Raw genomic sequence first — 12,477 nt, 5'->3', positions numbered from 1 at the left:
AAGCGAGAGGGGCTGCTACAACGCAATGTTAGCTATTGATGTCAAAGATTTGCGCAAGGACTTCCGCGTGCAAAAGAATAGAGAAGGACTCTCAGGCGCCTTCAAGGATCTGTTCAAGCGAGAGTATCGGGAGGTCCGTGCGGTAAAAGATATTTCGTTCCGGATTCCGCAGGGCGAGATTTGCGGATACATAGGAGAGAATGGCGCCGGCAAGTCGACAACGATCAAAATGCTGACAGGCATTCTTGTGCCTACAGCCGGTCAATTAAAGGTGAACGGCTACGTTCCGTTCAAGGATCGCGAGAAGTTCGTGAACGGAATCGGCGTCGTATTCGGTCAACGTTCCCAGCTTTGGTGGGATATCGGCGTTATCGAATCGTTCCAGCTGCTTCGCAAGGTTTATCGCGTGTCGGAACCCGACTTCCGCAAGCGGCTCGACAATCTCGTCGAAAGGTTGCAACTGGGCGATCTCCTGAACCGCCCCGTCCGCAAGCTGAGTCTCGGTCAGCGGATGCGCTGCGAGTTGGTGGCGTCGCTGCTGCATAATCCGTCGATCCTGTTTCTCGACGAACCAACGATCGGTCTCGATATCGTCGTCAAGACGGAAATCCGCGACTTCCTGATGCAGATGAACAAAGAAGAAGGAACGACGATTTTGCTGACTACGCATGATCTGCAGGACATCGAGGCGTTATGTTCACGTGTCATTATGCTCGACGACGGGCAGATCATCTACGATGGAGGTTTGGAGGAGCTCAAAGCCAGGTGGAGCAAAGGCCGCGAGATCCAGTTCCAATTCGCCGCCCATACGCCGATTGCCAGGCTGAGCGGATTGACCGAAGGGCTGGATGTGTCATGGAGTGTCGAAAACGACGTGACGGCCAAGCTGTTCGTGCCGCATTCCGTCAGCGTATCCGACGCGATGGCCAGAGTCGTCGGCGGAGCGGATATTCGCGACATTAAAATTTTCGAGACGAACACGGACGAGATCGTCCGTGCGATCTACCAATCCGGCTCAGCAGAGGCGGCAGCGGCGAAAAAGGAGATCGCTTCGTCATGACGAGCGCCTATCTGGATTTTATTCGCATCCGGTTCCTGATGATGCTTGCTTATCGCGTTAATTATTACAGCGGCATCGTAATTTATGCCATTAATATCGGGGCGTATTACTTTCTGTGGCTGGCTATCTACGGAAGTCAGGAGTCGCTGGCGGGTTTCACCGTTCCCCAGATGACGACTTACATCGCGGTATCTTGGATGGCTCGGGCGTTTTACTTCAACAATCTGGATCGGGAAATCGCGAACGAGATTCGCGACGGCAGCGTATCCGTGCAGCTTATTCGGCCTTATTCTTACTTGCTGGTTAAGATGATGCAGGGCTTCGGGGAAGGTTTGTTCCGCTTCATGTTGTTCATGATTCCGGGGCTGGCGATCGTATGCCTGCTGTTCCCGGTAAAGCTTCCGACCGATCCTGTCGTATGGCTTGTGTATCTGGTCATGCTGTTCTTCAGCTTTCTGATTAATTCGCAGATTAATATTTTGACGGGACTGTTTGCCTTTTTCGTCGAGAACAACGAGGGCATGATGCGGATGAAGCGGGTCATGGTCGATTTGTTCTCGGGCGTCGTCGTGCCGATCGCCTTTTTCCCGGGCTGGCTGTCGGGGATTATGCAGTGGCTGCCGTTCCAGGCCATCACGTATTTGCCGAGCTCGGTCTTCACGGGACGTACGCCGATCGGCGAAGCCGCGGGAGTGTTCGGACTTCAAGCGTTCTGGTTCTTGCTGCTGCTCGTTCCGATCGGGCTGACATGGCGTGCGGCTCGCAAGCGGCTGTTCGTGCAAGGGGGTTAAGACATGATTCGATATATGGCTTTATTTTGGGAGTATATCAAAAACTATGCCAAAACAAGGCTCACCTACCGCGCCGACTTCTGGATCGAGGTCATCTCCGATTTATTGTTCCAAGGGATGAACCTTATCTTTATCCTCGTCGTGTTCCAGCATACGCCCACGCTCGGCGGCTGGTCGGAGGCGGAGGTCGTGTTCGTCTATGGTTTCTTCATGATTCCGTACGGCGTGTTCAGCACGTTTTTCGGCATTTGGAACTTCAGCGAACGTTATATTGTGAAAGGCGAGATGGACCGCGTTCTGACGCGTCCCGCGCATAGTCTGTTCCAGGTGCTGCTGGAGAATGTTGATCCGCCATCGCTGATCGGCTCCTTGGTCGGAGCTATCATTATGGGGCTTTGCTGGGCGGAGCTCGGCTTGCCGTTCGGCGTGCTTGATGTGCTGGTGCTGCTGCTACTCGTCCTTGGCGCGGTGCTGATCTATGCGGGGATGTACACGGCGCTGAGCGCGATATCCTTTTACTCCGACGCCCCGACGGGCATCGTGCCGCTGATCTACAACATTCAGAATTACGGGCGTTACCCCGTGAACATTTATAACAAAATCATCCGCTTTTTCCTCACCTGGCTGCTGCCGTTCGCGTTCGTGGGGGTTATCCCGGCATCGTTCTTCCTGGAGAAAAAAGCGGATGACTTGTCGCAGCTTGCTTTGCTGACGCCGGTCATGGGACTGATCGTATTCGGACTCGGCCTTGCTCTATGGAATCACGGCGTGAAGCGGTATCGCGGGGCGGGATCTTAGATTGCGGAGTGGCTGAGAGAGGAGAGAGAAACGATGACGCTGGAAATAGGCAAAAAAGCACCTAAATTCAAGCTGCCTGCTTCGACTGGTGAGATGCTGTCGCTTATGGATTTGCGGGGGAAGCAGGTTGTTCTGTTCTTTTACCCGAAGGATATGACGCCGACCTGCACGGAGCAGGCTTGCGATATGAGGGACAACTATAGCGGGTTCGAGAACCACAATACGGTGGTGCTCGGCATTAGCACGGACAGCGTGAAGTCGCATTTGAACTTTATCGCGAAGAAGGAGCTGCCGTACGTGCTGCTGGCGGACGAGGCGCACAAGGTATGCGAGCAGTACGGCGTTTGGCAGTTGAAGAAGCTGTACGGCCGGGAGTACATGGGCATCGTGCGTTCGACTTTTCTGATCGATGCGAAGGGCAATCTGGTCCGCGAATGGCGCAAGGTCAAGGTGAAGGGCCACGCAGCCGAAGTACTGGAGGCCGCTAAGACGCTGAACGCGAGAGCCAAGCGGAAGTAGCCGCTTAAGCGTTGCGATGCGAGCTGGGAGCGGGTTAGCTGCACGGTGACGGCGCTGCTGAGGCGAGCGAGATTGTCGTCGAGGCCGCCTAAAACTAGCGATGTGCTCGGTTGGCGGCCTATAAGTCGTCGAGACCGACAAACTAATATATACAAAAGACGCTTTCCGAACCTACTTCGGAAGGCGTTTTTGCATGGCATAGATAATGCGAGAAAAGCCGCAAGATTGCAGGCATCAGGCGGAATGCTGATTCATATACTCTATCAATTCGGTAATAAGAAGGAACACGATAGAGGATGGTGCATTCCGATGAGACGAATAGTACAAGCATCTTTATGCGTGACGATATTGTGGTTTGGCGTTATGCAAGTGGACGGCGGACTGGGCTGGCAGGGGAAAGCGGCGGGTGCGGCGAGCAACGTTGGGGATCTGCGGACAGTTACTTATCAGTACGAGGCGAAGTCGCTGCTTGCAAAGCCGGACGGCAAAGCGGGACAAGCTCCTTCGCCTAATGATAGAGATGGCCATACAGCGGAAACGACTAATTTGGAGAAGGTTAAAGCGGGAGCAGCAGGAGGAGGAAACAATGAGATTCAACCCGAGATGGAAGGAATCAGTACCGTTGCAAGCGGGGATAGTGTCGACCGTACCCCTCATGACGGGGCACACCAAGGAGGCACTGATAACGCAAAGTCTGCCGACGGCGGAAAGAATGGCGGTAAGGGCACAGTAGAGTCGACCAGCGACGGAACGAGTAGCGACAAGGGCACAATAAAGTCGACCAACGATGGAGCGAATAGCGGGGGAGAGACCGTAAAGTCGGCCAACGGTGGATCGGTTGGCGTTGCGGAGTCTGGTCAAACTTCTCAAGGCACGAAGCCGGACGTCTCGGGAACGGTCACAGCCGGGGATGTACAAGCCGCCACGCAGCCGGAGCAGAAGAAAGTCGTCTACTTGACGTTCGACGATGGCCCGAGCAAGCATACTCCGGAGGTGCTGAGCATTTTGAAGCGGGAGGGTGTGACTGCGACTTTCTTTCTGCTGGGGCAGCAGGTGGAGCGCCAGCCCGAGCTGGTGAAGCAGATCGTTGCCGAGGGTCATGCCATCGGCAACCATACATACAATCATGTCTACAAGGAGCTGTATGGCGGCTTCCGGAACTTCGCGGACCAAATTATGCGGACGGATGACGCGATTTTCCAGGCCGCGGGCATCCGAACGACGCTCGTCCGGGCGCCTGGCGGCACCTATGCAAACTTCGACCAAGGATACTTCGACGCGATGAAGGCGGCGGGCTACAAGGTGCATGACTGGAACGTCGACAGCGGCGATTCCAAGCGTGTTGACGTGCCGGCCTCGGAAATAATCGCGAACATACGCGCATCCAAAATCGCAAACACGCTTAACGTGCTTATGCACGACAGCGGCGGTCACGCGGAGACGGTGAAGGCGCTGCCTTCTATCATTGCCTACTATAAGCAATTGGGTTACTCTTTTGCCGCTCTGAGCGACGGGGTTGATCCTATGCAGTTCAAGGTTGCGAGTCGATCGAAGTGGAGCAGGGGGAGCGTCACCGAGTCGGACAAGCAATCGCTGGCAGCGTTCGCTTCCAGGCTGGATCGGAAGGGGGGCATCACGAAGCAGGCTGAACCGGCGCTTATCATTCATCGCGGAGAAAAAAGTCTGGAGCTCCAGGCTTCCGAATATACGCTGCAGAACGGCACCATTCGCGTTCCGCTCGACAAGCTGAGCGAATGGCTCGGCGGCAAGGCCGAGCTCGACGAGAAGGAAGGCGTCATCGAAGTGACGTTGGACGGCAGACAATGGTTCTGGCTGACGGACCAGGCATCATCGGGACAGGGACACGAGGTGAAGCTGGATGTGCCAATCCGGGCGACACTGGCTCAGTTCGGGATGGAAATTGAGAATTATGTATTGACGAAGGAGCGGAGAGAGATCTGGATCGGGCAGTAGAGGAAATGCGAGATTAACGATAGTACGGGAATGCGGTGCAGAGTAAGACCGGCAAGGAAATCTAGCAGGTCTAAACAGGGGCGATACTGGCGAGACTGAAAAATAGATAGATTTATTTTTCGGGAGGCGACAGTACGATGATAACCCCTCAATTTATAGGAAATGATTACGAGCAAGTAGAAACGACGGGCAGTCCCGGCCATTCCTGGGCGGAGCCGCCGCAGGCGCTGCTTCACAGACTTCAGGGCAAGGTGGAGCAAGTGTTGGTCGGCAAGGGAGCCCTTATAAAACAAATGTTAATCAGCATGCTGGCAGGCGGACATGTGCTGCTGGAGGATATTCCCGGCGTAGGCAAAACGATGCTGGCAGGAGCGATCGCCCGAACCGTTGGCGGCGAGTTCAAGCGTATTCAATTTACCTCCGATATGCTCCCTGCGGATGTGACGGGCGGTCTCGTCCTGGACGGACGGTCGGGCGAGCTGCAATTCCGTCCCGGACCGATTATGGCGAATGTCATATTGGCCGACGAAATCAATCGGACGTCGCCGCGCACGCAATCCGCGCTGCTGGAGGCGATGGAGGAGCGGAGAGTGACGGTAGAGGGGAAAACGAGACGGCTTCCTGTACCCTTTATGCTGATCGCGACGCAGAACCCGCTAGACTTTGAAGGGACGAACGCGCTGCCGGAGGCGCAGATGGACCGGTTTATGATGCGATTGTCGATCGGATACCCGGGCATTGCCGACGAGAAACGTATTCTGGAGCAATATGCGCTGGGAAGACGCGTGGAGCCTGAACGCATCAGACCTGTCATGGCGCCGCAGGAATGGCTGCAGATGCAAGCCGAAGCCAGGCAGGCTCATGTCCATTCCTCGCTGCTGGAGTATATGGTCGCGGTGGCGGACGCTACTCGCAGATCGCCTGACATTGCACTCGGACTGAGTCCGCGCGCGCTCAGGGATTGGCTGCGCGCTGCGCAGGCCGCCGCATATATCGAGGGAAGAGGTTATGTCATTCCCGACGATTTGCTGGGTACCGCCGATTCTGTGCTGTCGCATAGACTTGCGCTCAGGGGAAGATCGGGAGCCGGCGGCAAAGACGCAAGCGGACTCATGGCCTCTATCGTTCGGTCGACGCCTTTCCCGCCGGAAGCGGGAGCCGTCTACAACAGCAGGGGGCGCCGATGATGCCGGGACGAGCGAGCAAACAAAATCCGGGGGAAGCCGGTCGTGACGGAAGAAAGCAGGATAGACAGCGAGCGAAGCAAGACGAAGGGAAGCAGGATAGACAGCGAGCGAAGCAAGATGGAAGGAAGCGGGATAGGCAGCGAGCGAAGCAAGACGGAAGGAAGTCGAATGCGGCAGGCGGGTGGCCCGAGGCTGAAAAACCTTATTACCGCACGCGCCGGGTTGCCTGGTGCGTCATTATTTTGGCACTGGCGGGCTGCGGAGGCGCGGCTGTCATACGCGGCGGCGCGCTTGAATGGTACGCTTTTGCCGTTTTGCTCGGCGTTGCTTTGTTTAGCGGCGTGCTGCCACTTGCGGCATCCAGAGGTTTAAAAATCGTTCGGACGCTGCCTGGCGAGGGGGAAAAAGCCGCGGGGGAAGAAGCCGTCATTTCCGTGGAAATCGAAAGGCGCTGGCGGTTTCCTTTTGTCTGGATCGCCGTGGAGGATGATATTTGCAATGAATCGCTGATGTCTCCGTCCACGATGACTTGCCGCAACGTGGCGATTGCGGGCTCGGAGGCATGCAGCGTCTTGACATACGAGCTTCCTCTTCGACACAGAGGCGTCTACGCTTTCAGGAATATAACGGTTACCGTCGGCGATTGGCTGGGATTAACGGCTATTCGGACAACGCTGAACATACGCGATGAACTGAAGGTATGGCCGTCCTTGCCGGAGGGCACCGGATTATCGATGCCGCCAGTAACAGGGGCAATCGGCGACGAAACAGCCTATGATTCGGAGGCTTCCGCGGAATGGGGCGGCAGGATTGGCGACCGCGACATGGGCAAAAGAACCGTATCCGGTTCCGGGCCGGAGAGCAGGCCTTACCGCGATGGAGACTCTATTCGCCATCTTGACTATCGGGCTGCTGCCAGGGGCAGAGGGCTGCGCGTCAAATCGGCCATGTTGGAGCAGTATCCGTCCTCGACCATGTACATTGATACGTTGGCGGAGTCTTATGGAGGTCAGGATGCCAGATTCGAGTCTTGTCTCTCTTGGGCTGCCTTCGAAGCCAAAACGTTATTCGACGCCGGAGCGCATGTCAGGCTCGTAACGCCCGGCTGGACGTTCGAAATGGAGGGGACTTCCGCGAATACGAACCAACTGCAGGAGTTGTTTGGCTTGCTGGCAAGCTTGCGGGCCGAGACGGAAGGAAGCGGGCGGGATTGGCTCAGCCATGCTTTGCTGCCTGCACGAGGGGCCGTGCATGTGTTCAGCGGCAATTGGAAGGAAGCTCATCAATGGCTGCCTCTGCCGATCTATTCCGCCGAGCAAGCCGGGAGACCGGCACTCCATCTGGTTATGGAGGGTACTGATGTGACGAGCGAGATGCGGAGCAGCCAAAGGGAGCTGGAGAAGCTTGGCGTACGTATCCGCTGGCTGCCTCCGGCAGAAGCCGGAGCGGCATGGCTCAAGGCCGGGAAGGGGGCGGATCGTTATGCCCTCGGATAATGATTATGATCGGCATTCGGAAGGAACGCTGATGTACAGACTGTTGACCAGCCTCCTGCTTTTCGGTTTGCTGGCGGAATGGCTGCTGCCTTGGACGGGGGCGGGCGAATGGGCGGTCATCTATCATCCCATGCCGCTGCTGGCCATTATAGGCTGCATGCTCGCCGCGGGGCTTATCCGCATGCCATGGATGATATCGGTTCTGCTGCATGCATGTATATGCCTATTTTGCATCATGTGGTTGTACAAGGGACAGGATCAAAGCCCGGCGGAGTGGTTCCTGGCTTTCCCGGGACTGATCGGAGACAATATCGAGCAAATAGCGCGAGGCGGGCTCTGGGCCATGTCGGGCGAGCTCCGGACGCTTATGTTATTCGTAGGCTGGGCCATGCTGGCGCCGGCGCTGCAGGCGCTTGTCTGGGTCAGGCAGGCGGCGCTTGGCATTGCGGCGGTAACGCTGTTGTATCTGGGCATTTTGCACATCTGGCTCGGGATGGACGTTCTTGCCGGATTTTTGCGCACGACGGCGGAAGGACTGCTGTTGGCCGCAATCGTGGCTGTGCCGAGAGTTCGTCGGGTGCTGGACATCAGCGAGAAGCGACTAAAGGATATCGACAAAAGCTGGTTGGCCGGCGCGCTCTTTGTCACGCTGGTTATCGCGGGCGGCGCGCTTCTCGCAACCGTGGACAGGGAGAGCGAGCTGGCCCCCGCGAAATGGACGACGGCCATGACGGACCGGCTGCAGCAGAGCTTTCAATCCATTGGAGGGGAAGGCAAAGCCGTGGCGACGATGAGAAGCTGGAACGGCGGACAGCTCGGCAGAGCGTTTACCGGGTACGGTTTTGACGACAGCGAGTTAGGGATGCCGCTCAGCAGCGACGATAGCATCATGTTTAAAGGATTATCGCCCGTACGCGCGTATTGGCGCGGCGAATCCAAATCCACGTACGACGGCAGGGGCTGGATCAGCGATGACAGGGCGCTTACCCTGAAGCCTGTTTTGGGAACGGACAAAGGCACGGAGTCGGCAGGAACGGCGAGCAACGGAAGTGGAGACGGTGCTGCTGTCTTGCTTGGCCGGCCCATTCGCCAAACGTTAGTGTGGGAAAACCCCGCGGCGGAGATGCCGATTATTGCGTCTGGCGTGAACGGGAAAGTGACGGAGCTCATCGCGGCCGACCCAAGGCGCAAGCTGGGCAGCTATTTGGTTAACGAGGCGGCGGACGCGCTGTATGCGGCTTCCGAGACGGCGAAGCTGGAGCGTTATTCCGTTACAAGCTATATGCCGGTGACGGAGGAGAAGGCGTTGCATTCGCTGGGGAGCGGCGGCGCTGTCCAAGCAATCGATAATGGCGGCAGGCCAGGCGAAAAATCGCGGGAGACAAACGCGACCCTTTCAAGCGGCTTACTGACGGAGGCGGAGCTTAAGCCGTACCTCCAACTGCCGGCATCGCTGCCAAGCCGGGTGTCCGCGCTGGCGGCCGAGGTGGCTGGAGCGGGCATGACCAACCTCTACGACCGCGTGAAGGCGGTGGAGCTCTACCTGGAGACCACGTATGGCTACACGAAGTCGGGCAGCGAGCTGCCGCCGGAGGGAGGCGATTTCGTCGACCACTTCCTGTTCGAGCAGCGTCAAGGTTACTGCGTCCATTTCTCCACGGCAATGGTCGTCATGCTGCGTTCGCAAGGTATTCCGGCGCGTTGGGTCAAGGGCTTTACGCCAGGCGATGCTACGGGCGAGATCGCATTGACGGGCAGCGGAGGGAGCGCGGGAGCGGCGGCCGAGCGCGTCTATGAAGTGCGCGGATCGGATGCGCATGCCTGGGTTGAGGTTTATTTTCCCGGGGCGGGATGGGTGCCGTTCGACCCGACCCCCGGTTATGGCGGCGCGACGGAGATCGCTTCGGCAGCCGCAGGCGATGGTACGGGAGCGTCGGCGGATGCGGACGGCTCTGTGCCGGCCGGGCTAGCCGGAGGCGCGACCGGCCTTGCGAGGTTCGAGGCGGCGGCTGAGGAGGCCGCCTCTGCGGTGGCGCGAGCGGCCGCAGGGCTCGCGAGCGCGGCGCGCAGCGCCTGGGACGCTGCGGCGGCGTCGCCGGGCGCAGCTGCCGCCGCAGGCGGAGCCGCGCTAGCGGCGGCAGCCGCGGCCGCGGCTGTGGCGCAGCGGGAGCGACTGCGCCTGCGGGGCGCGCTGCGGCGCTATGGCGCGGCGAGCGCTGTGCTCGCGCGGAGCGCTGCGGGCGGCGAACCGCCGTGGGGCGCTGTGCGCGCAACTGATGACGCAGGCAACAGCGTGCCGGCTGCGAACGTCGAACGTGCTAGTAGCTCGCCCGGTGTGGTGCGCGAAGAATTAAGACGCACGGACACCCAAGCGGAGTTGCCGCGTCGAGAAAATTCGGGCATCGGCGATCTCGAACAGGATCGCACTGTCGAATGGAAGCCGCGCAGTCGCAGCTGGGCGGCAGCCGAAGCCGCTGCTTCGGCTCGGCTGCATACGGCGAAGGCACGCCAGAGAGCCGAGTTGATCCAAGCGGCGGAGACTGTCATCAAGCTGCTTCAGAGACGGGCGATCAAGCATGGCCGTGCGGCGCAGCAGTCGACCCCATTGACATTGCGCGAAACCGCCGATCTGTTAGGCGAGACGATGGACCAAAGCGGGCGCGACCGGCTCTCTCGATTGGTAAATTGGCTGGAGGCTTCCTATTATGAGCCTCCTGGAGCATTGCGCAATGCGCCGACAGTAGAAGAGCTGCGCAGCATATGTCGCTTATTGTTGAAACGCTCGCAAGGAAGCGGAGGCAAGACGCGGACTGCTTCCAATAAGATGCAAGCGAAGGATCAGACGCGGGCAACGTAACCTCTTATTTAGGCGCATGGATAGAGAAGAAACGTTGAACGACGGAAACATCCTTTCTCGAATAGATGCGAGAGGGATGTTTTTTGTCGAAGGAAGCACCCAAGAACGCGCTTCGCACCTTGACTCTATTTGAGCGGCTTATGTATAATTACTGCATCAATTGAGGGAGGCTCGGTCATGACGAAGCAAAATGAAATTATCGTTGTTCTCGATTTCGGAGGACAATACAACCAGCTGATTGCGCGCCGCATTCGGGATTTGGGCGTGTACAGCGAACTGCTGCCATATAACACGCCGGTGGAACGGATCCGCGAATTGGCGCCGAAAGGCATCATATTCTCGGGAGGACCGGCTAGCGTATACGAAGAAAATTCGCCGCTTGTAGATCCTGCGATCTACGACTTGAACGTGCCGATCTTCGGCATCTGCTACGGGATGCAATTGATGTCCCACCAGCTAAACGGCAAAGTCGAACGCGCGGGCAAACGCGAATACGGCAAAGCGCAAGTGGAATTCGCGGAGGGTGGCCACATTGCGCACGGTCTTGACCGCGTGCAGACGGTATGGATGAGCCACAGCGACCTCGTCATCGAACCGCCTGCAGGCTTCAAAGTCGATGCAAGCACGGAGCACGCGCCAATCGCCGGCATGAGCAACGAGGAACGCAAGCTGTACGCGGTTCAGTTCCACCCGGAGGTGCGCCACTCGGAGTTCGGCAACGAGATGATCCGCAACTTCCTGTACAACATTTGCGATTGCGACGGCAATTGGTCGATGGAAACGTTCATTGACGATACGATTCGCGAAATTCGCGACCAGGTCGGCGACAAAAAAGTGCTTTGCGCATTGTCCGGCGGCGTTGATTCGTCCGTTGTGGCTATTCTGCTTCACAAGGCGATCGGCGATCAACTGACTTGTATGTTTATCGACCATAATCTGTTGCGCAAGGGCGAAGCGGAAGGCGTTATGGAAACATTCGTCGGCAAATTCGATATGAAAGTACTGAAGATCGACGCGCGCGACCGCTTTATGGACAAACTGAAAGGCGTTGACGATCCCGAGCAAAAACGTAAAATCATCGGCAACGAATTTATCTATGTATTCCAGGAGGAATCGGGCAAGCTGGACGATTTCGAATTCCTGGCGCAAGGCACGTTGTATACGGATATCGTAGAGAGCGGCACGGCTACCGCGCAAACGATCAAGTCCCATCATAACGTTGGCGGCTTGCCGGAGGACATCAAGTTCAAACTCGTCGAGCCGCTTAAAGCGCTGTTCAAGGACGAAGTGCGCAAAGTCGGCGAAGAGTGCGGCTTGCCGGAAGCCATCGTATGGCGCCAACCGTTCCCGGGTCCGGGCCTTGCGATTCGCGTCCTTGGCGAGGTAACGGAAGAGAAGCTGCACATCGTGCGTGAATCGGATGCGATCCTCCGCGAAGAGATCGCCAAAGCGGGTCTCGACCGCGAGATCTGGCAGTACTTCACCGCACTCCCGAACATGAAGAGCGTAGGCGTCATGGGCGACGCTCGCACGTATTCCTACACGGTAGGCATCCGCGCTGTAACGTCCATCGACGGCATGACGGCCGACTGGGCGCGCATCCCTTGGGACGTGCTGGAGAAAATCTCCGTTCGTATCGTTAACGAAGTCGACAATGTCAACCGTATCGTGTATGACGTTACCTCGAAGCCGCCAGCCACGATTGAGTGGGAATAAACAAAATGCAATTAACGGGCTTGGAAATCTCTTTCACTAAGAGATTATCCAAGCTTTTTGTTTGATGTTTTTTACGAGC

Annotated in this window: 9 protein-coding genes; all 9 read left to right on the top strand. The window is 57.4% G+C overall.

Annotated elements, in window-relative coordinates; genetic code table 11:
• Window positions 1–25 precede the first annotated feature (25 nt).
• The 9 genes from KJW29_RS19880 to guaA all read left to right on the top strand — a co-directional run bounded on the left by KJW29_RS19880 (window position 26) and on the right by guaA (window position 12,398).
• Window positions 26–1,060, top strand: a complete 1,035-nt coding sequence (locus tag KJW29_RS19880; protein ID WP_214625864.1) for an ABC transporter ATP-binding protein — start codon at window positions 26–28, stop codon at window positions 1,058–1,060.
• On the top strand, window positions 1,057–1,851 hold the full coding sequence (locus tag KJW29_RS19875) for an ABC transporter permease (RefSeq protein ID WP_087569804.1): 795 nt from the start codon (window positions 1,057–1,059) through the stop codon (window positions 1,849–1,851). Before KJW29_RS19880 ends, KJW29_RS19875 begins: the two co-directional genes overlap by 4 nt.
• A gap of 6 nt (window positions 1,852–1,857) precedes the next feature.
• Complete coding sequence (locus KJW29_RS19870) at window positions 1,858–2,649, top strand: ABC transporter permease (RefSeq protein WP_087569897.1); 792 nt, start codon at window positions 1,858–1,860, stop codon at window positions 2,647–2,649.
• A 33-nt stretch (window positions 2,650–2,682) separates the two neighbouring features.
• On the top strand, window positions 2,683–3,168 hold the full coding sequence (bcp, locus tag KJW29_RS19865; RefSeq protein WP_214625863.1) for a thioredoxin-dependent thiol peroxidase: 486 nt from the start codon (window positions 2,683–2,685) through the stop codon (window positions 3,166–3,168).
• A 309-nt stretch (window positions 3,169–3,477) separates the two neighbouring features.
• Complete coding sequence (locus tag KJW29_RS19860) at window positions 3,478–5,142, top strand: polysaccharide deacetylase family protein (protein WP_214625862.1); 1,665 nt, start codon at window positions 3,478–3,480, stop codon at window positions 5,140–5,142.
• A 137-nt stretch (window positions 5,143–5,279) separates the two neighbouring features.
• Window positions 5,280–6,329, top strand: coding sequence for an AAA family ATPase (locus KJW29_RS19855; RefSeq protein WP_214625861.1), 1,050 nt, complete (start codon window positions 5,280–5,282; stop codon window positions 6,327–6,329).
• Window positions 6,326–7,825 (top strand): DUF58 domain-containing protein, encoded by a 1,500-nt coding sequence (locus KJW29_RS19850; RefSeq protein WP_214625860.1) that lies wholly within the window; start codon window positions 6,326–6,328, stop codon window positions 7,823–7,825. The genes KJW29_RS19855 and KJW29_RS19850 overlap by 4 nt, the downstream gene beginning before the upstream one ends.
• Complete coding sequence (locus KJW29_RS19845; RefSeq protein ID WP_214625859.1) at window positions 7,812–10,682, top strand: transglutaminase-like domain-containing protein; 2,871 nt, start codon at window positions 7,812–7,814, stop codon at window positions 10,680–10,682. Before KJW29_RS19850 ends, KJW29_RS19845 begins: the two co-directional genes overlap by 14 nt.
• Window positions 10,683–10,859: 177 nt before the next feature.
• Complete coding sequence (guaA, locus tag KJW29_RS19840; RefSeq protein WP_214625858.1) at window positions 10,860–12,398, top strand: glutamine-hydrolyzing GMP synthase; 1,539 nt, start codon at window positions 10,860–10,862, stop codon at window positions 12,396–12,398.
• The last annotated feature ends 79 nt before the right edge of the window (window positions 12,399–12,477 follow it).

The sequence above is a fragment of the Paenibacillus agaridevorans genome, assembly GCF_018604145.1.
In the GTDB taxonomy this organism is placed as follows: domain Bacteria; phylum Bacillota; class Bacilli; order Paenibacillales; family Paenibacillaceae; genus Pristimantibacillus; species Pristimantibacillus agaridevorans.
The sequence above is the reverse complement of the archived record's forward strand: the minus strand, read 5'-3'. Positions and strand labels throughout refer to the sequence as shown.